The 18,986-nt window shown below is 66.0% G+C and carries 17 protein-coding genes and 2 pseudogenes; 6 read left to right on the top strand and 13 right to left on the bottom strand.

What is annotated here, in order from left to right:
• The 10 genes from PI86_RS09620 to PI86_RS09575 all read right to left on the bottom strand — a co-directional run.
• Positions 1–282 (bottom strand): ATP-binding cassette domain-containing protein (locus tag PI86_RS09620; RefSeq protein WP_039321319.1); only part of this gene is annotated, 282 nt, incomplete at its 3' end.
• Between the two features lie 40 nt (positions 283–322).
• On the bottom strand, positions 323–979 hold the full coding sequence (locus tag PI86_RS09615; protein WP_039321316.1) for an amino acid ABC transporter permease: 657 nt from the start codon (positions 977–979) through the stop codon (positions 323–325).
• A complete protein-coding gene (locus PI86_RS09610; protein WP_039321314.1) occupies positions 976–1,740 on the bottom strand; it encodes an amino acid ABC transporter permease in 765 nt (254 codons plus the stop codon). Before PI86_RS09610 ends, PI86_RS09615 begins: the two co-directional genes overlap by 4 nt.
• A 43-nt stretch (positions 1,741–1,783) precedes the next feature.
• On the bottom strand, positions 1,784–2,608 hold the full coding sequence (locus PI86_RS09605) for a transporter substrate-binding domain-containing protein (RefSeq protein ID WP_039321313.1): 825 nt from the start codon (positions 2,606–2,608) through the stop codon (positions 1,784–1,786).
• Between the two features lie 41 nt (positions 2,609–2,649).
• A complete protein-coding gene (locus tag PI86_RS09600) occupies positions 2,650–3,720 on the bottom strand; it encodes an ABC transporter ATP-binding protein (protein ID WP_039321309.1) in 1,071 nt (356 codons plus the stop codon).
• Between the two features lie 38 nt (positions 3,721–3,758).
• Positions 3,759–4,601 (bottom strand): ABC transporter permease, encoded by an 843-nt coding sequence (locus PI86_RS09595; RefSeq protein ID WP_039321307.1) that lies wholly within the window; start codon positions 4,599–4,601, stop codon positions 3,759–3,761.
• Positions 4,598–5,515, bottom strand: a complete 918-nt coding sequence (locus PI86_RS09590; RefSeq protein ID WP_039321305.1) for an ABC transporter permease — start codon at positions 5,513–5,515, stop codon at positions 4,598–4,600. The genes PI86_RS09595 and PI86_RS09590 overlap by 4 nt, the downstream gene beginning before the upstream one ends.
• Positions 5,516–5,519: 4 nt before the next feature.
• Complete coding sequence (locus PI86_RS09585) at positions 5,520–6,617, bottom strand: ABC transporter substrate-binding protein (protein WP_039321303.1); 1,098 nt, start codon at positions 6,615–6,617, stop codon at positions 5,520–5,522.
• A 149-nt stretch (positions 6,618–6,766) separates the two neighbouring features.
• On the bottom strand, positions 6,767–8,239 hold the full coding sequence (locus tag PI86_RS09580) for an aldehyde dehydrogenase family protein (protein ID WP_082012198.1): 1,473 nt from the start codon (positions 8,237–8,239) through the stop codon (positions 6,767–6,769).
• Positions 8,236–9,930, bottom strand: a complete 1,695-nt coding sequence (locus PI86_RS09575; RefSeq protein ID WP_039321301.1) for a 5-guanidino-2-oxopentanoate decarboxylase — start codon at positions 9,928–9,930, stop codon at positions 8,236–8,238. Before PI86_RS09575 ends, PI86_RS09580 begins: the two co-directional genes overlap by 4 nt.
• 421 nt (positions 9,931–10,351) lie before the next feature.
• On the opposite strand from PI86_RS09575, the pseudogene PI86_RS16355 reads away from it, so the two are divergent.
• A pseudogene (locus PI86_RS16355) lies at positions 10,352–10,617 on the top strand (GntR family transcriptional regulator); the annotation flags it as partial.
• 59 nt (positions 10,618–10,676) lie between these two features.
• Here the strand turns inward: PI86_RS16355 and PI86_RS09565 are convergent.
• The 3 genes and pseudogenes from PI86_RS09565 to PI86_RS09555 form a co-directional block, all read right to left on the bottom strand.
• On the bottom strand, positions 10,677–11,885 hold the full coding sequence (locus tag PI86_RS09565) for an MFS transporter (protein ID WP_052319409.1): 1,209 nt from the start codon (positions 11,883–11,885) through the stop codon (positions 10,677–10,679).
• Positions 11,886–12,128: 243 nt separating this feature from the next.
• Complete coding sequence (locus PI86_RS09560) at positions 12,129–12,935, bottom strand: enoyl-CoA hydratase/isomerase family protein (protein WP_039321296.1); 807 nt, start codon at positions 12,933–12,935, stop codon at positions 12,129–12,131.
• Between the two features lie 24 nt (positions 12,936–12,959).
• Positions 12,960–13,190: pseudogene (locus PI86_RS09555) on the bottom strand (acyl-CoA dehydrogenase family protein); the annotation flags it as partial.
• A gap of 85 nt (positions 13,191–13,275) precedes the next feature.
• Here PI86_RS09555 and PI86_RS09550 point away from each other — a divergent pair.
• The 5 genes from PI86_RS09550 to PI86_RS17715 all read left to right on the top strand — a co-directional run bounded on the left by PI86_RS09550 (position 13,276) and on the right by PI86_RS17715 (position 18,871).
• Positions 13,276–14,091, top strand: coding sequence for an IclR family transcriptional regulator (locus PI86_RS09550; protein ID WP_082012195.1), 816 nt, complete (start codon positions 13,276–13,278; stop codon positions 14,089–14,091).
• A 128-nt stretch (positions 14,092–14,219) separates the two neighbouring features.
• Positions 14,220–15,038: an enoyl-CoA hydratase gene (locus PI86_RS09545; protein ID WP_039321293.1), complete on the top strand. Its 819-nt coding sequence runs from the start codon at positions 14,220–14,222 to the stop codon at positions 15,036–15,038.
• Complete coding sequence (locus tag PI86_RS09540; protein WP_235362726.1) at positions 15,025–17,175, top strand: acetate--CoA ligase family protein; 2,151 nt, start codon at positions 15,025–15,027, stop codon at positions 17,173–17,175. Before PI86_RS09545 ends, PI86_RS09540 begins: the two co-directional genes overlap by 14 nt.
• Entirely contained in the window at positions 17,172–18,341 is a 1,170-nt protein-coding gene (locus PI86_RS09535) for an acyl-CoA dehydrogenase family protein (RefSeq protein ID WP_039321291.1), read from the top strand. Before PI86_RS09540 ends, PI86_RS09535 begins: the two co-directional genes overlap by 4 nt.
• Before the next feature lie 266 nt (positions 18,342–18,607).
• On the top strand, positions 18,608–18,871 hold the full coding sequence (locus PI86_RS17715; protein ID WP_082012194.1) for a hypothetical protein: 264 nt from the start codon (positions 18,608–18,610) through the stop codon (positions 18,869–18,871).
• Positions 18,872–18,986: the final 115 nt, after the last annotated feature.

The following is an 18,986-nucleotide window of genomic DNA, read 5'->3' as shown; positions in this document are numbered from 1 at the left end:
GATCGACAGGTGCGGAAACAGCTCGAAATGCTGGAACACCATCCCGACCTTCGAGCGCAGCTTCGACAGGTTCGTCTTCTTGTCGCCGACCGACTGGCCGTTGACGAGGATCTCGCCCTGCTGGAACGGCTCGAGGCCGTTCACGGTCTTGATCAGCGTCGACTTGCCCGAGCCCGACGGGCCGCACACGACGACCACCTCGCCCGTCTTGACCTCGGTCGTGCAATCGGCGAGGACCTGAAACGGGCCGTACCACTTCGAAACGTTGCTGATGGAAATCATGAAAGTACCTGGATCGTAATGAGGCGCGCGCGGCGCCGGTTCAGCGTGCCTTCGCGACGCGATAGCGGCGCTCGAGCGCGCGGGCATACCACGTCAGCGGGAAGCACATCGCGAAGTAGAGCAACGCGACCAGCGCGTAGATCGGAAACGGTTTGAACACTGCGTTGGTGATGATGTTGCCGGTCTTGGTCAGTTCGGTCAGCCCGATGATCGACGTGAGCGCGGTGCTCTTCACCGCCTGCACGAGGAAACCGACGGTCGGCGGCAGCGCGATCTTCCACGCCTGCGGCCATACCACGTAGCGCAATTGCTGGGTCCACGTCATGCCGAGGCTTGCCGCCGCGTTCCACTGACCGCGCGGTACCGCGTCGACGCAGCCGCGCCAGATGTCGGCCAGATACGCGCTCGCGTTCAGCGTCAGCACGACCGATGCGGCAACCCATGGCGTCACGTCGATGCCGACGAGCGGCAGCCCGAAGAAACCGAGAAACAGCTGCATCAGCAACGGTGTGCCCTGGAACAGCTCGACGTACAGGATCACGAAGCGACGCAGCGCGGCCGACGCCGAGATGCGCATCGCCAGCAGCGCGAACCCGGCAACGCTGCCGCCGACAAACGTGATCAGCGACAGCAGTACGGTCCAGCGCGCGGCGAGCAGCAGGTTCCACGCAATGTCCTGGAAGGTGAATTCGATCATCGTGCACGCTCGGTGGGAAGGCGGGTTTCAGGAGCGCGGGCGCGCCACGTGAAGCGGGCAAGCCTGGCGCGCCGAGGCGTGGCCGCCGCGCCGCGCTGTGTGCGACCCGAGAACAGCCGGCGACCAATGCGATTGAGCAGCATGCGCAGCGCGATCGACAGCAGCAGGTAGATTGCGGTCACGACGATGTAGATCTCGAACGCACGGAAATTGCGCGACTGGATGAAGTTCGCCGCGTAGGTCAGGTCGGGCACCGAGATCTGCGACACGACGGCCGAGCCGAGCATCACGATCAGCACCTGCCCGAGCAGCGCGGGGTACACGTTCGCGAGCGCCTGCGGCAGCACGACGTGACCGAACACCTGCCGGCCGTGCAGCCCGAGCGCCCGCGCGGCCTGCACTTGCCCGTGCGGTACCGATTCGATGCCGGCACGCAGGATCTCGACCGCATACGCGCCGAGGTTGACCGTCATGGCCAGCACGGCTGCCTGCGCTTCGTCGATGTGTACGCCGATCCCGGGCAACCCGAAGAAGATGAAGAACAACTGGACCAGGAACGGCGTATTGCGGATCAGCTCGACGTAGGCCGCGACGAGCGCACGCGCCCAGCGCGGGCCGGCGAGCGCGATCCAGGCGCCGGCGGTGCCGATCAGGCCGCCGAGCGCGGTGGCGGCCGCGGTGAGGCCGAGCGTCACGCCGATGCCGCGCGCAAGCATGCCGGCGTAGAGGCCGAAATCGCTGAAGTCGAACACGTAGGTCATCGCGATGCCTTTCGTCGTGAATACGGGGCGGTGGCGGCGCGCATCACAGGTCGGCCGGCAGTGCCGCGTGCAGCCACTTCTGCGACAACGTGTTCAGCGTGCCGCTCTTCTTCGCACCGGCGATCGCGTCGTTGACCTTCTGCATCAGGCGCGGCTCGTTCTTGTTCAGGCCGACGTGATCGGGCGAACTGAACAGCGAGAACTTCTGTTCTGGATCGATCGACGGATGACGCGCGATGATCGTTGCGCCGACGTCGTTGCCGACCACCAGCAGTTGCGCCTGTCCCGACAGGAACGCCGCGATTGCGCCGTTCGGGTCGTCGAAGCGCTTGATCGTCGCGCTCGGCGGCGCGACCTTGCTGACGCTCAGGTCCTCGAGCGTGCCGCGCGCGACCGCGACCGATTTGCCGGCGAGATCGGCGGTGCCCTTCACGGCGAGCGACTTCGGGCCGAATACCGCGAGGTAGTACGGCGCATACGCGTTCGAGAAGTCGATGACCTTGGCGCGTTCCGGCGTCTGTCCGACCGACAGCAGCATGTCGGTCTTGCGGTCGGCGAGATACGCCATCCGGTTGTCGCCGGTGACCTGTACGAGTTCGACTTTCGCGTTGAGCGCCCGGCCGATCAGGTTCGCCATGTCGATGTCGTAGCCCTGCGGCTTCATGTCGGGCCCGATCGAACCGAATGGCGGATAGTCCTCGAACACGCCGATGCGTACGACGCCCGATTTCGCGATCGTGTCGAGCGCGTCGGCGTGCGCGAGCGGCGCGAAGGCGGCGAGGCCCGCTGCACCGGCGCAGGCGCAGAGAAGGACGGAACGGGCGAGCAGGCGCTGCACGTGGCGGATTGCGTGGGTCGTTGCGTTCATGGCGAGATCCTCGTTGTTGCGCTGGAGAAAGGGAAGGGAGATCAGGCGCCGCGTGCGGCGATGAGCTTGCATGCATGTGCGGGCAATTCCGCGAGTACCGGCATGCCGACGTGGAGATCAGGCGTCTCGCGCGGCGTCGTCGCGGCCGTCAGCGTGAAGCCCCGGCAGTCGATCGTCGCTTCGATCGATGCGCCGACGTCGCGGACGAACGTGATCGTGCCGGCCAGCGTGTTCGGTGCCGCCGCCGGCGGCCCCGGGCGCACGCAGACGTCCTCGGGACGAATCAGCAGGCGCACGGCGTCGGGCGCGCCGGGTGTGTCCGGCGCGCGCCGGATCGCGAGACGCTGCCCGCCCGGCAGGACGATCGCGTCGCCGCCGTCGCGCGTGACTGGCAGGATGTTGCCGAGGCCGATGAAGTCGGCGACGAATTCGTTGACCGGATCGCGGTAGATGTCGAGCGGCCGGCCGACCTGCTGGATCCGGCCTTTCTCCATCACGACGATCTCGTCGGCCATCGTCATCGCTTCGCGCTGATCGTGCGTGACCATGATCGTCGTGATGCCGAGCCGTTGCTGGAGCAGCCGGATCTCGACCTGCATCGCCTCGCGCAGCTTCGCATCGAGTGCCGACAACGGCTCGTCGAGCAGCAGCAGGCGCGGCGACGACGCGATCGCGCGCGCAATCGCGACGCGCTGGCGCTGCCCGCCAGACAGCTGCGTGACGAGCCGGTCGGCCATGTGCGGAAGCTGGATCAGCTCCAGCAACTCGGCGACGCGCCGCGCTTGCGCGGCCTTGGCCGTCTTGCGCAGCCGCAGCGGGTAGGCGATGTTCTGCGCGACCGTCATGTGCGGAAACAGCGCGAGCGACTGGAACACCATGCCGAAGTCGCGCCGGTTGGCGGGCACGTGCGTGAGGTCGCGGCCGGCGAACGTCAGGGTGCCGGAGGTCGGCGTGTCGAGGCCGGCGATGATTCGCATCAGCGTGGTCTTGCCGCAGCCGGACGGACCGAGAAAGCAGACGAGCTTGCCGTCCGGCACCGACAGGTCGACGTGATCGACCGCATACGCTTGATGGAAGCGCTTCGTCACGTTCTGGAGGATGAGCTGGGTCATGAGGGTTCCTTGCACGGGCGAGGGCGAGGCAGTGCGCGTCAGAGCGCGACACCCTTGTCGCCGACGAGTTTTTCGAGCATCCAGATCAGCGCGAAGTCGATCGCGACCGTGAACACGGCGAAGCAGAACACGGTCGGGTCGAGCGACGACACGGTACGGCTGTAGAGCCAGACCGGCAGGGTCATCGTGTCGATGCTGTACAGGAAGAACGTCACCGTGAATTCGTTGAACGACACGATGAACGCGAACAGCATCCCGGCGAGAATGCCGGGCCGCATCAGCGGCAGCACGACGTCGACGAGCGCGCGGCGCGGGCTCGCGCCCATCACGCATGCGGCTTCCTCGAAGTCGGGGCCGATCGACGCAACGGAGGCGGCGCAGTTCTTCACGGTGAACGGCAGCGTGAGGATCACGTGCGCGACGACGAGCCGCACGATGCCGAGTTCGACCGGCAGTGCATTGAACACGATCAGCAGCGCGAGGCCGAGCATCACGAGCGGGTAGACGATCGGCAACGCGACGAGCTGCTCGACGAGCGTCTTGCCGCGGAAGCGGCAGCGCGACAGCGCGTAGGCCGCGGGTACCGACACGGCGGTCGCGATCAGCATCGTCGCGACCGCGACGACGAGGCTCGTCGTCAACGCGGCGCCCATCGACTGCGCGCTGCCCGCATCGGACGACACGAACGTCTGCCACGCGGCGCGATACCAGTGCAGGCTGAAATCGCGCGGCGGAAATTCGAGCGTGCCCGATGCACCGAACGACATCGTGATCATCGTCAGGATGGGCAGCGCGGCGAGGAACAGCACGAGCGTCGCGAGCGCACCCGTCGCGCGTCCGAGGCGGCCGGGCATGGGCGCGCGCAAGAGCAGGGCAGTCATCGGTTCACCTCGCCGGTACGTTGCAGGGTGCGCACGAGGCGCTGGGAAACCGCCATCACGACGAGCGTTGCGCCCATCAGCACGACGCCGGATGCCGAGGCGGCGGGCCAGTTGAGCAACGGTGCGACCTGGTCGTGTACGAGCACCGCGAGCATCGGCACGCGTCGACCGCCCAGCAGCAGCGGCACCGCGAATGCGCTGGCGTTGTACGCGAACACGAGCAGCGCGCCGGAGACGAGGCCGGGCATCGCAAGCGGCAGCGTCACGTGCCGCAGCGTCTGCCAGCGGCTCGCGCCGAGCGTCGCGGCGGCTTCGTCGTATGCGCGGGATACTGCACGCAGCGCGCTCGACAGCGGCAGCACGGCAAGCGGGAATGCGGTCTGGATCAACCCGAGCAGCACGCCGTGCTCGCGGTACAGCAACTGCAGCGGCCGCCCGATCACGCCGGTGGCCAGCAGCGCGCGGTTGAGCAGCCCGGCCGGCCCGAGTATCACGAGCCAGCCATAGCCTTGCAGCAGCAGGTTCACGAGCAGCGGGAGCAGCACGCCGGCGAGCAGCAGCCGGCGCGCGAGCCGCGATTCGGTGCGCGCCATCGCGAGCGCAACCGGGATCGCGAGCAGCACCGCGCACACCATGCTCTGGAACGCGAGGCGCAGCGTGAGCCACAGTGACTTCGTAAAGTACGGGTCTGCGAGGTCGACGTAGTTCTGCAGCGTGAAGGTCCGCCATTCGTCGCCGGACACGCCGACGCTCATTCTCAGCACCGTGAGCGTCGCGGCGGCGAGCACCGCGAGGAACGCGAGGATCGGCGCGAGCAACAGCCAGGGCGGCACGCCGGGCAGCGCGGGCCCGGCACCGGCGCCGGCCGGTGCTGCGACCGGTGCTGCATCGCGGGGGGAGGACAGGGAGGCCATGTCGTTACGCCGAGAAGAGGCCCGTGTAGCGCTTGATCCACGCCGGCTGGACGGCCGCGAGCGCCTTGTCGTCGTGCAGCACGGCTTTCTCCGCGATCTGCTGCGGCGACGGCACGAACGCGCGGCTTTCCGCGGGAATCACGGCCTTCGCGTTCACGGGCCCGTTCAGCACGTCGGCCGCCATGCGGCCCTGTACGCCCGCGTCGAGCGAATGGTTGATGAACGCGTGGATCAGGTCGAGGTCACCCGGGTGTGCTTTCGGGATCACGGTGAACATCAGTTGCGTCGCAAAGCCTTCCTTCATCCCGTACGTCACCCCCATCTTGTAGTCGGGCTTGCGGATCTGGTCCGGGAAGAATGCGGGCGAATAGATGCCGCCGATGTCGAGCGAACCGGTGCGGAACAGGTCGGCGACCTGGTTCGGGTTTTCGCCGAGGGTCATCACGCGATCCTTGAGTTGCGCGAGCTTCCTGAACCCCGGATCGATGTTCTGCTGCGACCCGCCGGCCAGCTTCGCGGCGATGATCGCGAGGTCGACCGCCTCGGCCCACTCGGGCGGCGGCAGGAACAGGCGGCCCGCATACTTCGGCTCCCACAGCGCCTCGTAGCTCGACGGGGCGCTCTTCACGGTCGACGTGTTGTAGATCAGCCCGTCCGACCACAGCAGGTAGCCGATGCCGAAGCCATTCGCGCCCGTGCGGTATGGCGGCGCGACGTCCTTCAGGTTCGGCAGCTGGTTCAAGTCGGGCTTCGCGAGCAGGCCGGCGTCCGCAAGGCCGGCCGCGCCGACGCCGGCGAGCGTGATGACGTCGTAGGTCGGCCGCTCGCCCGCGGCCTTGACCTTCGCGACCATCCCCGACGTGCCGTCCGCGCGATCGGCGATCACGCGTGCGCCCGTCTGCTTGCTGAAGCTCTCCGCGATGTTGCGCAGCGCGGCTGCCCCGGTATCGTCGGACCACGTGAGCAAGCGCAGCGTCTTGCCCGCAAAGCTTTTCGACTGTGCTTTCGCAGTACTGATGAACGGCATCGGAAGGGCAGATGCAGCGAGTGCCGTGCCGAGGGTTTTGATCACCTGCCTTCTTCCCGCCTTGAAGTGTTGCATGGCCGTCTCCTGATGAACGATGCCGTGTGGTCCGATGCCGGTCGCCGAATTGCGGCGCGGGGTGTGGATGAACTGTAGGGAGGTCAAATTTCCGCAACAAACGAAATATCCGCATGCGCGGCATGACATAAATGCATGGGCCGGCGGCCTCAGCGGGCCGGCATCATGACCTGCTTGACCTCCTGGAACGCGGCTAGCCCGAACGGACCCAGCTCGCGCCCGATGCTGCTGCGCTTGTAGCCGCCCCATGAGGTTTGCGGATAGATCAGTTGCGGCGTGTTGATCCACACGACGCCTGCCTCGAGCGCATTGGCGACCCGCCTGCCGCGTGCCGCGTCGCGCGTGACGACGGTTGCGACGAGCCCGTATTCGGTATCGTTGGCGGCCGCGATCGCTTCGTCCTCGGTGTCAAACGCGCGAACGCACAACACCGGTCCGAAAATCTCGTCACGCCAGAGCGCACTGTCGGCCGGCACGTCGGCGAACAGCGCGGGCCGGATGAAGTAGCCGGGGCCGGCGGGCGCGTCGCCGCCCGTCACGAGCCGCGCGCCATCGGCCCGGCCCTTTGCGATGTGGCGCTTCACGCGTTCGTATTGCGCGCGGTTCGTCAGCGGGCCCATCTGCACGCCGGGCGCGAACGGCGGGCCGACGACGGTTGCGTCGATCCGTCGCGCGAGGCGCGCGATCAGGTCGTCGGCGAGCGGGGCGGCGACGAGCACGCGCGAGGTCGCCGAACACATCTGCCCGGCGTTGAACAGGCCGCCGCCCGCGATCAGTTCGACCGCGTGATCGAAGTCGGCGTCGTCGAACACGACGATCGACGACTTGCCGCCGAGTTCAAGGCCGACGCCCTTGATCGTGTCCGCGGCCGTTTTCATGACCTGTGCGCCGACTGCCGTGCTGCCGGTAAACGACACCTTCGCGACGAGCGGATGCGCGCACAGCCGGGCGCCGACGTCATGGCCAGTGCCCGTCACGACGTTCAGCACGCCGGGTGGCAGGCCCGCTTCCGCGACGATCGCGGCGAGTTCGAGTTCGGGCAGTGGCGTGACTTCGGACGGCTTCAGCACGACGGTGCAGCCAGCCGCGAGCGCGGGCGCGAGCTTCCACGCGGTCGTCACCATCGGGAAATTCCACGGCACGATCAGCGCGGCGACGCCGGCCGGTTCGCGCCGGATCCATGCGCGATGGTCGCCGCCGGGCAGTGCGATCTCGGTTTCGCAGTCGGTGTCGAGGGCGTCCGCGAGGCCCGCGTAGTAGTCGAAGGTGGCGATCACGTCGGCGACGTCGATCTCGGCTTCGGCGAACGGCTTGCCATTGTTGAGCGACTGCAGCGTTGCGAGCCGCGTGCGACGTGCGTTGACGCCGCGCGCGATCGCACGAAGCAGCGCCGCGCGCGTGGCACCCGTCGTGCGTTTCCAGCCGGGAAACGCGCGCGATGCGGCCTGTACGGCACGTTCGACGTCTGCCTCGCCGCCTGCGCTGACGTCGGCGAGGACCGCTTCCGTCGACGGGTCGACGACAGGCAGCGTCGCGCCGTTGAAGCTCGTGCGCCACGTACCGTCGATGAAGTGGCGCGTGTGCAGCGGCGGATCGAACGCGAGATTCGGCGTCATGCTCATTGCGGCACCCGACCGAACCAGGTTGCCTCGTCGATTTCGATCACGGTCGGAATCGTGCGTGCCGTGGCGTCGCGCAGCGCGTCGGCCAGCGCGTCGGGTGTCGCGACCGCGTGCGCCGCGCAGCCGAAGCCGCGTGCGAGTGCCTGGAAATCGGGCGTATACGGATCGACGCCGACCGGCGTGATGTCGCGCGCGACCATGTATTTGCGGATCTCGCCGTAGCCGCGGTTGTTCCAGACGATCACGATCACCGGCACGCGCGCCTCGACCGCGCTCGCGAGCTCCGGCAGCGTGAACTGCAGGCCGCCGTCGCCGATCAGGCACACGACCGGCCTCGCGGGCGCGGCGAGCTTTGCGCCGATTGCTGCGGGCAGCCCGTAGCCGAGCGTGCCGTAGCCGGTCGACGAGTTGAACCAGCTGCGTGGTGCCGGCGCATCGTGCGTGAAATTGCCGACATAGACAGGGCTCGTCGAATCGCCGGCGATGATCGCGCCCGGCAGCGCCGTGACGATGGTGTCGACCAGCAGCGCCTGGGCACGCGCGGCGCCATCGTGGCCGGACGCGATCGTGGCGCGCACGGCGGCGACCCGCTGCGCGCCCCAGCCGGGCTCGGGTGTCGGCGCCGGCCTTTCATGCAGGCGGGTCGACAGCGCGCCGAGCGCCAGCCGCGAATCGCCGGCGATGGCGATCTCCGCGCGGGCATTGCGCATCAGCTGTTGCGCGTCGATGTCGATGCGGATCAGCCGGCCGTCGATCGCGAAGCCGCCGTCGAACGTGACGTCGTAATCGGTTTCGCCAAGTTCGGTGCCGACGGCGAGCACCACGTCGGCATCGCGGATCGCCGCACGGGTGGCCGGCAGCGACTGTGTGGAGCCGATCAGCAACGGGTGGCCGGCCGGCAGCAGGCCCTTCGCGTTGATCGTCAGCGCGACAGGTGCGTGCAGGCGTTCGGCGAGTTCGCGCAGTTCCGCCGCCGCGTCAATTGCGCCGCCGCCTGCCAGGATCAGCGGCCGGCGCGCGTGCGCGAGCAGGTCGGCCGCAGCCGCGAGGGCGTTCGCGTCAGGCGCGGGTCGCGCGGGCAGCGCAAGCGGAGCGGCGGGCAGCGCCGGCGCCGGCATCACGATCACGTCGAGCGGAATCTCGATATGCACCGGCCGCGGTCGCGCGCTTTCGAAAACCGCGAATGCGCGCGCAAGGACCTGTGGCAGGTCGGCGGCGTCGAGCAGCGTGTGCGAGAACGCGGTGAGTCCCGCGAACACGTCGCGCTGCGACGGCAACTCGTGCAGGCGGCCGTCGCCGCTGCCGAGCTCGCGTCGCGCATTGACGCTCGAGATCACCAGCATCGGAATCGAATCCGCGTAGGCCTGCGCCATCGCGGTCGCGATATTGGTCATCCCCGGGCCGGTGATGATGAAGCAGACCCCCGGGCGCCCCGTGACTCGGGCATAGCCGTCGGCCATGAAACCGGCCCCCTGTTCATGGCGCGGCGTCACATGACGGATCGACGACGCGGCAAGGCCGCGATAGAGCTCGACGGTATGCACGCCGGGAATGCCGAACACGCATTCGACACCCTGGCGTTCGAGGAGGTCGACGAGCGCTTCGCCGCAGGTGCGGGGGCGGGCATGGAACGGTGACGCCGAGGCCGTGCGGGCCTCGGCGATGCAGGAGACGATGGCTGGATGGCTCATGGATCGTGATGTGCCGATTGGGAGGATGAGTGGCCCGTACCGAAAACGAGGGGGCATGAAGCGGATTGTCGGTGTCGATCCTCGGTGCCAACAATCGATTAGTTCTCATGCGGCGCATGAGCGTCGCGCATGGCGGAGTCGATTCGCGCCGTGGCGACTACCGGTCGTCATGCATGCCGGTTCGGCATTCCCGTCTCCGCACGCCGGAAGCCTGAAATTAGGGGATTTCCCGCGGTTCCACGGCCTGTTTGATCACTGCTTGTCTCGCCGCTTTTCTTCCTGCCTGCTTGTATAGACAAATTCGGCCGCTTGCGGACGACATCGCGATCGCGGCGGGTATCGTCGCGGGCGAACCGCCGCCTCTGCAGTAGAGTCGGGTGGCGAGTGGCGGATCATCCATCATTCATTCGGTCGAGGGCGCATGAACGAAATGGAGCGACAACTTTCCGCGCGACCGATGAGGGCATTGGGTGATGCCGTGCCGGCCGATCAACAGATCGAGCGCTACGTCGTCGAGCGGATCGAGAAGGGCGACCGGAAGCCCGGCGGCGCGATCCCGATCGAGGCCGAGCGGGTCAGCGGGTTCGGCGGGGCCCGGATGACGGTGTCGCGCGCGCGGCGTCAACTGACGGCCGAGCGCGTACTGACCGCATCCAGGGTGCCGGCACGTCTGTCAGGCTGTGGCATCCGGCGTCGCGGTTTTATCTGGCGGACTAGCCTCAACCGCGCCGGCGCTGCCAGCGGTATCAGCCGGGTTGCGTTCCGGGTGCGTCCCCGACCAGGGCTTCACCGGTGGAGTCGAACGAGCGTCGATCCTTGAGCAGGAGCGCGCCGATCAGGAAACTGCCTTCAATGAGGCAATTGAACAGCAGCGCAGTGTGATAGTTGCCGTGATTCAGGTCCACGATCTTCGCGAACACCGTCGCCCAGATCGTCGCCACCAGATAGCCGGTCGACCAGAAAATCGAAAACCTGACCGAGACTCGCGCGGTCGTCATGCCGGGCTGGTCCTGGCCGAGGGTCAGCAGCGTGGCGACCGGGAAGGTGAGCGAGAAACCGAGCACGATCGCGCTGCCCAGTGCGAAAGCGGACGGTGCGGCAAAGCTGAGCGCGAACGCGGCAACCAGCTGTATCACGCCGAAGACGCGCAGCAGCAACAGCCGTCGCGACTTGACTCGCCCCGCCGCGACCATCCCGCAGATGCCACCGGCAATGCCGGAAAGCAACACGGTTTCCGTCTGTTGAATGCCCGCGCTCGGATAGAAGGTGAACAGGACGATATAGAACGACAGCAAGCCGGCATACGTCAGTGTGATATTCCACGTGACCGCATCGCGCAGTCCGTCGCGCAGCCGGTAGCGCTCGCCCTGGGCCCGCACCACGGTTTCGCCTTTCTCCAACCGGGTTTTGCCGAAGATCAGCCATACCAGCGTCAGGACGATGCTGAGCGCGGAAACGGCCAGCAGGACGGTGCGCCAGCCACCGAGCACGGATGAGGCCCAAGGCATGAAGAACAGGGCAAGCGTGGCGCCGATATTGAAAGCCGTGTTGTTCAGGCCATTCACGAACGGCATCTCGGCTGCGGTGAACCATTCGACGGCAATCGGATTGAAATAGACCAGCAGCAGCGCGCCGCCCAACCCGACCAGAAAGCGCGAAATCAGCAGGACCGGAAACGAGGGCGCCAGTGGCGTCAGGATTCCGCAGCAGATCAGCAGCGTGGCAACGCTGATGGCGTGACGCAGACCCAGCCGGCTGACGATGAGCGCCGCGATCGCGGTGCCCACGATCTTGGCGATGGTCACGGCACTGCTCAGTGTGCTGGCGAGGGTCAACGTATGGATGCCCATCTGATCCATGATGTTGTGGATCGACACCGTCGCGCATACCCACGACAACGCAAATGAAACGTAAGTCAGGAACAAGGTGCCTTCGATCAGGTACTTTCTCTTCACACTCGTCTCCAGTGTAGTTAAACGTAGGGAATCCTGTTGTTCCCGCGTACAAGCGAAGCCAGGCTGATCGGTCAAGCCAGTCGATTGATCAAGTGCATGCCCGATGGCCCGCGATCGCTTGTCGGTAGTTCAATCTGCATCCGTCGGTATGCCAATCGAATCCACGACGGGCGTTCAATATGTGAGCACCGTAGGTGAAACCCTTGCATCTTGACCGCCGCTGAACGGCGCGATTCTGGCGGCTCACCGTCCCTCGAATCTCGGTGCCCGCTTCAGAAGGAAAGCGGCGACACCCTCCGTGAAATCCGCGGTGCCTGCATTGCGAACGAAGTCATCCAGTTCGCCGTCGAGCTGCGCATGCAACGATCGGTGAAAACTGGCGTTGAGCTGACGTTTGATCGCCGCCGCCGCTAACGGAGGAAGATGGGCCACCCGAACGGCAAGCGCGTGCGTCTGCTCATCCAGCGTCTCGTCGGGTGCGACGAAGTTGACCAGCCCGAGCCGGTGCGCCTCGTTCGCGCCAATGCTGTCGCACAGCAGCGCGATCTCCATGGCCTTGCGCAGGCCGACCAGACGCGGCAACGTCCAGGATGCCGAGCAGTCGAGGCTGTTGCCGATTCGGGCATAGGCGAGGTTGAAGGTCGTTGACGTCGCGGCAATGCACAGATCGGCCGCCATGGCGAGGCTCATGCCGCCGCCGGCCACGGGGCCGTGCACACTGGCGATCACGGGGCAGGGCAGCGCCGCAAGCAGCCGGACGGCCTCGTGCATCGGCTCGAGCAGCCGGCGCGCGGCGCACGCCGGGTCGGGCGCACGGCGGAAGTAAGCAAGGTCGCCTCCGGCCATGAAGCCGCGTCCTCGGCCTCTGAGCACGACCGCTCGTATATTCCGGGCGCCCTGGATCTCCCCGACCGCTGCGAGCAGCGCACGCGCTGTCGCGACGTCGATCGCATTCAACGTGTCCGGCCGGTTGAATTGAATTTCCGCGATGGCATCCTGAATGTCCAGGCAGACAGGCCTGCCGTTTTCGCGTTCCGTTTCCGCTGTCATGATGGTGATGAATCGTGTGGGTTCCTAACGGATTGGCCGGGTCGACAGCCCCATTTTCTTCGAGATGATGGCCAGCATGACTTCATCGGCCCCGCCGCCGATCGATCCGAGCCGCGCGTCGCGCCAGGCCCTCGAGGCCGGGTTGTCCCAGGTGTAGCCCATGCCGCCGTAAAACTGGATGCACCAGTCCGCGACTTCGCGCGACAGCCTCCCGGCCTTGAGCTTGGCCATCGAAGCCAGATCCGTGACGTCCTGGCTCCATCAGTTGGTGGTGCGGTTCGGAATAGAGCATGTCGTCAGCTCGCGTTTGAGTTCGGAACGGCCGCATGTTGGCGCTAGAATGTCCGACATGCAAACAAGACGCATGCAAAATGTTCAAATGATGAATACTGATACTCCTCCTGTCGCCGGTGCGCAGAGCGCGCACCGAGTACTGGGCTTGCTGACGCTGCTTGCCCAGAACCACGATGCCGGCATCAAGCTGAGCGACCTGGTCACCCTTTCCGGACTGGATCGGGCCACTGCATATCGCCTGGTCAGTGCACTCGTGCAAACGCTTTACGCGGATCGGGATGAAGTCACGAAGCGGTACCGGCTCGGCATCAGGGCGATGCAGATAGGACTGGCCGCGATGAGCCGGGTACCGCTGCTGGAACTGGTTCGTCATGCGCTGCAGTTCCTGGCACGCACGACGGAGGACACGGTATTCCTGGTGGTGCGCAATGGCGATTACGCGCATTGCATCCACGTCGAGCACGGCCCGTTTCCGATTCGCGTGGTCACCATGCTGGTCGGCAACATCCGCCTGCTGGGCCTTGGCACGGCAGGGCGTGCGCTGCTCGCCACGATGAACGATGCCGAGCTCGATGCATTGTTCATGCGCCATCGCACGGAGCTCGAGCAGAAAGGCGTCACGCGAGCCGCGTTGCGTAAAAGCATTGCGCACACGCACCAGCACGGGTTTTCGGCGGAGCACGATCTCGTCGTCGAAGGCGTGTCGGCGGTCGGCGTCTCGTTCGCCATCGCGGACGGCAGCTACGCCGCGATCAGCATCGCGGCGCTCCGCTCCCGCATGGATGCCAAGCGCCGGCAGTGGATCGCGGGCCTGATTCGAGACGAGATGCGCAAACTGGGATTCGAGGTGCCCGGGCCCTGAGGCCGGGGGGGCTGCCGCTTTTTTCGGTGTGGCGTTCACATTATGAATAGGTGAGCGAAACATGTTTGTGTCGTGCTGGTGGTTCTACCTACCATGCGCGCACTACAGTCCGAAAAGCGGAGACATCCATGCAGGAAAGCCCCCTAATTATCGAGAATTCAGGTGCGGTACGGCGCATCTGGCTGAACCGCGGCGATGCCGCCAACGCTCAGACGCGCCAGATGCTGATCGAGCTCGATGCGGAGATCGCGCGAGCGCAGGCCGATGACTCGGTCAGGACCATCGTGCTGGCCGGAAAGGGCAAGCACTTTTCCGCCGGGCACGATCTGCGCGAAGCGCAAGCCAGGCGCTCCGACTTCACCGCGGAAGAACGGTGGCGCTACGAAGCACATCATTACCTCGACTACTGCCTGAACATCTGGGATTGTTCCAAGCCGGTGGTGGCGCAAGTGCAGGGCGCCTGCGTAGCAGGCGGGTTCATGCTGGCCAACATGGCCGATCTCATCGTGGCCGCGGACGACGCGTGGTTCTGGGACTCGGTCATGTTCTCGATGGGGCTTGCCGGGACCGAAGTCCTGTTCCAGCCGTGGGTGATGGGACTGCGTCATGCGAAGGAGTTCCTGTTGACCGGGGAACGCATCGAGGCGGCTGATGCGTATCGCATCGGCATGGTCAATCGGGTCGTGCCGCGGCCAGCGCTCGACGATGCCACCATGGCGATCGCGCAGCGGATCGCCGATGCGCCGCCGTTCGCGGCCCGGGCACTCAAGAAGTCGCTGAATCGCACCTATGACATCCAGGGGTTCCGCAATGCGGTCATGGCCCACTTCGATACGCACCAGGTGACGCACGCGTCATCGGAGTTCGCGCACATCCGCGACCGTGGCATGGCCAAGGTCATCGAAAGCAACAAGACCGACCTGCGGAAATCCCATGAACAAGCCTGAGACCGCCTTGCCCGCGCACCCGGCCCAGGCCACGCCGATGCAGCGGCTGCTCGATCCGCGTTCCATCGCGTTCATCGGCGCTTCGGCGGATCCCAAGCGCCTCGGCGGCGTCGCCATCGATCATCTGGTCGATTTCGGCTACGCGGGCGCCGTATATCCCGTGAATCCGAAATACACGGAAATGCATGGCTTCCCGTGCTACCCGGATATCGAATCGGTGCCGGAAGTCCCCGATCTCGTGGTGCTGGCCATCGGCGCCCGCGACGTGCTCGCCATGCTCGAGCGCTGCCATCGGAAAGGGATCAAGGCCGCGATCGTCTATGCGGCCGGTTTCGCGGAGGAGGGAGGGGAAGAGGGCGCGCGGCGCCAGCGCGACCTCGATGCGTTCGGCCGGGCCAGCGGGATGGCAATCTGCGGTCCGAACTGCATGGGCCTGGCGAACTTCAACACGCGGGCGATCACGGCGTTTGCCACCTTGATCAAGGACTTTCCGCCCGGCGATACCGGTCACATCGCACTGGTCACGCAAAGCGGCAACATGTCCGCGGTGATCTATGGCGCGGGGCACCAGCGCGGCTTGCGTTTCAGCCAGTTCATCAATACCGGCAACGAGGCGTGCCTGGAATTTTCGACGTACCTGGACTACCTCGCCGACGATCCCGACACCCACGTGGTGATCGGATACGCGGAGGGACTGCGCGACGGGCAGCGATTCATCGACGTCGCGGCGGGTTTCAACCGTGCGAACAAGCCGCTGGTGCTCATCAAGTCGGGCGAGACCGAGCAGGGTTCCGTGGCCGCCATGTCGCATACCGCTGCGTTGGCGGGCAATCAGGCGATCAATCGTGCGGCGTTTCGCCAGCTCGGCGTGATGCAGGCGCGCGATCCGTCCCATCTGGTGGACCTGGCGTACCTCGCCGGTTTTCGCGGCAAGCGCGGCGGCCGACGGGTGGCGGTGGCGTCGATTTCCGGCGCGATGGGTGGCCTGTTGACCGATCTGCTGGTGCAGAGCGGACTGGAGGTCCCGCCGTTGCCGTCGCATCTTCAACGGCGTTTGAAGGAAACCGCGCCAGAGCTTGGCATGGTGGCCAACCCGATCGACTTGACCGGAAACCTGTACAACCGCGAAGGCATCGCGGGGAAGGTGTTCGGCGCGCTGGCGGACGCGCCCGACGTCGATGCCGTGCTGGTCTACGGTACCGGCTACCTGCTCGACAGGATTGCCAACGAAGTGATCGAGGCCTCGCAGTCTTCAGGCCGCTTGTTCATTGCGATCGACACCGGGCGTGCTGCCAGCCGCGCCGAGCTCGAGCACGCAGGTGTGCCCGTGTTCACCGACGCCGCCAAGGCAGTCGCGGCCATGGCGACCTACTTGCCGTGGTTCGACGAAGCGGACCGCCGGACACACTGGGCCGGCTTGCGCCAACAGCCGCGCTCACGGGCAGTGGACGATCGGGCGCGACAGCGGCTGGATGAGTATCAGGCGAAGCAGATGCTGTCTCTGTACGGCGTGCCGGTCTGCGACGAGGCACGTGCAGCCGACATCGAGGACGCGGCCGTGGCGGCAGATCGAATGGGGTATCCGGTCGCCATCAAGATATTGAGCCCGGATATTCCGCACAAGACCGAAGCGGGCGGCGTCCGGCTGTTTCTCGAGGATGCGGACGCGGTGCGTGCAGCCGGCCCCGAGATCGTGGCCAATGCGATTGCGGCCGTACCGGAAGCGGAGCTACGCGGTCTGCTGGTACAGCGCATGGAACAAGGCGTCTGCGAACTCATCGTCGGTGTGACGAGGGATCCGGTGTTCGGCCTGGCCATGACCGTCGGGCTGGGCGGCGTGTTCACCGAAATCTTCCGCGACGCGGCCCATCGCCTCCTGCCGGTCGACGAAACGATCGCACGCGAGATGCTCGGCGAACTCAAGGGCTATCGCCTGTTGACCGGCTATCGCGGCAAGCCGGCGGCGGATATCGATGCAGCCTGCCGGGCGATCGCGGCGGTATCGCGCGCGGCGCTCGCCATGCCCGCGGACGTGTCGGACGTGGAAATCAATCCATTACTGGTGAAACAGCAGGGGGCCGTTGCACTCGACGCGCTGATCCTGACTCGAAACGACAGCGAGGTACCTCAACGATGAGCAACTTGTTCAGCTACGAGCATGACGAAATGCGGCGAAACATCCGCCGTTTTGTGCAGGAAGATCTCGATCCACACGCGGAACAATGGGACGCGCAACGCAAGGCCCCGCTCCATGAAATCTTTCGCAAGGCGGGGGAGCTTGGGCTGCTCGGGATCAACAAGCCGGCGGCGTATGGCGGACTGGACCTGGACTTTTCGTTCGTGGTGGTCGCCGCGGAGGAACTGGGGCGATCCCACGCCGGCGGCATCCCGTTCGCGATCGGCGCGCATCTGTCGGCGATTCCGGCGTTGGCGGCGCATGGCAGCGACGAACTCAAGCGGGAATTCCTGGCGCCCGCGATCAGCGGCGAGGCGGTCGCCTGCATCGGTGTCAGCGAGTCGCAAGCGGGGTCCGACGTTTCGGCGATCAAGACGAGCGCGCATCGGCAAGGCGGCGATTGGGTGATCAACGGCTCCAAGATGTGGATCACCAGTTCGACGCAGGGCAACTGGATCAGTCTGCTCGCGAATACGTCGACGGAGAACGGCCCGTACCACAACAAGTCCTTGATCGTCGTGCCGATGGATGCGCGGGGCGTCAGCGTCGGCCCGCCGCTGCACAAGCTCGGCATGCACTGCTCCGACACCGCCCCGGTGTATTTCGACAACGTGCGCGTTCCGGTGCGGCACCTGATCGGCGAAGCAGGCGCGGGATTCAGGTATCAGATGGAGCAGTTTCAGCACGAGCGGCTCTGGGGGTGCTTGCGCACGCTGGCCGGCCTCGATGAAGTGCTGCGCCTGACGGCTGAATACACGAGCGAGCGCAAGGCGTTCGGCAAGGCCATCCTCGACAATCAGGTCGTCTACCACCGGCTGGCGGATTTTCACGCCCAGGTCGAAGCGGTACGCGCGCTGGCTTATCAGGCGGTCGAGGCGATGATCGCCGATCAGGATGTCACGACGCTGGCCTCGATGGCGAAGTATCTCGCGGGCAAGCTCGCGCTCGAATTGCCGTCGGCCTGCGTTCAGTACTTCGGCGGCCAGGGCTATATGTGGGAAAACCGGGTGACCCGGCTGATGCGTGATCTCCGGATCGTGGCGGTCGGCGGCGGCGCCAACGAGATCATGCTCGAAGTGATCGCGAAGCAGACAGGCTTGCTCAAGCGAAGCCGCTCCCGCAATTGAGGACGGTGGGTCGACCGACCCTTGGGTCCGTCTGCCCGCGCGCCCGGCCGCGCGGGCAGACGGGGCAACGCATTCGAAACCTGGGCGTGGCGGAGCGAAAGACCGCGAAGCCCGCCAGACGAGCCCTTGAGCCCTTGAACTCAAGCAAGTGCGGCACCGGAACAACGGACGCGCGTAGCGCGCCTCGTCGGCGCTCCGTTCACGTCTAGCGTGAACGGGTAACGGCCATCCGCGAGATGCGTGCGCTTTCACCGATGGAGTAGCCTTTGGACATCTCAACCCGGATCCGGGAAAGTGCCGCGAACGCGGTCAATGCCGAGGACGCGGACATCTGGCGATGGTTTGCCGGGCTGGTCGAGGAACGTCGTATTCGCTGGTGTCTTGCCGACGGTAGCTGGTTGGTCAGTGTCGATCACCGGCACGTTGCGACGGAAGGAAATTTCGATCACGCGATACGAGCGGCCCGGCTGGGTAGTCTGCCATGGGACAAACAGGCGGATCTCGCGGTGCCACGACGACGTGCGGCGTAAGGCCGCCGGGCGTCCGGTTGCCTGCGTCCTCGTCTGAGGATAGACGGCACGCCTGATCGCGACCGTCGAGCCGTTCGCTCCCTGGCTCATCGGCATCCACGATCACGCTCGCCGA

The sequence above is a fragment of the Burkholderia sp. A9 genome, assembly GCF_000801975.1.
The sequence above is the reverse complement of the archived record's forward strand: the minus strand, read 5'-3'. Positions and strand labels throughout refer to the sequence as shown.

Excerpts from the sequence above, each read along its gene's own strand:
- PI86_RS09615 (WP_039321316.1), bottom strand. The coding sequence starts at position 979 with ATGATCGAATTCACCTTCCAGGACATTGCGTGGAACCTGCTGCTCGCC.
- PI86_RS09610 (WP_039321314.1), bottom strand. The coding sequence starts at position 1,740 with ATGACCTACGTGTTCGACTTCAGCGATTTCGGCCTCTACGCCGGCATG.
- PI86_RS09605 (WP_039321313.1), bottom strand. The coding sequence starts at position 2,608 with ATGAACGCAACGACCCACGCAATCCGCCACGTGCAGCGCCTGCTCGCC.
- PI86_RS09600 (WP_039321309.1), bottom strand. The coding sequence starts at position 3,720 with ATGACCCAGCTCATCCTCCAGAACGTGACGAAGCGCTTCCATCAAGCG.
- PI86_RS09595 (WP_039321307.1), bottom strand. The coding sequence starts at position 4,601 with ATGACTGCCCTGCTCTTGCGCGCGCCCATGCCCGGCCGCCTCGGACGC.
- PI86_RS09590 (WP_039321305.1), bottom strand. The coding sequence starts at position 5,515 with ATGGCCTCCCTGTCCTCCCCCCGCGATGCAGCACCGGTCGCAGCACCG.
- PI86_RS09585 (WP_039321303.1), bottom strand. The coding sequence starts at position 6,617 with ATGCAACACTTCAAGGCGGGAAGAAGGCAGGTGATCAAAACCCTCGGC.
- PI86_RS09580 (WP_082012198.1), bottom strand. The coding sequence starts at position 8,239 with ATGAGCATGACGCCGAATCTCGCGTTCGATCCGCCGCTGCACACGCGC.
- PI86_RS09575 (WP_039321301.1), bottom strand. The coding sequence starts at position 9,930 with ATGAGCCATCCAGCCATCGTCTCCTGCATCGCCGAGGCCCGCACGGCC.
- PI86_RS09560 (WP_039321296.1), bottom strand. The coding sequence starts at position 12,935 with ATGACAGCGGAAACGGAACGCGAAAACGGCAGGCCTGTCTGCCTGGAC.
- PI86_RS09550 (WP_082012195.1), top strand. The coding sequence starts at position 13,276 with ATGTCCGACATGCAAACAAGACGCATGCAAAATGTTCAAATGATGAAT.
- PI86_RS09545 (WP_039321293.1), top strand. The coding sequence starts at position 14,220 with ATGCAGGAAAGCCCCCTAATTATCGAGAATTCAGGTGCGGTACGGCGC.
- PI86_RS09540 (WP_235362726.1), top strand. The coding sequence starts at position 15,025 with ATGAACAAGCCTGAGACCGCCTTGCCCGCGCACCCGGCCCAGGCCACG.
- PI86_RS09535 (WP_039321291.1), top strand. The coding sequence starts at position 17,172 with ATGAGCAACTTGTTCAGCTACGAGCATGACGAAATGCGGCGAAACATC.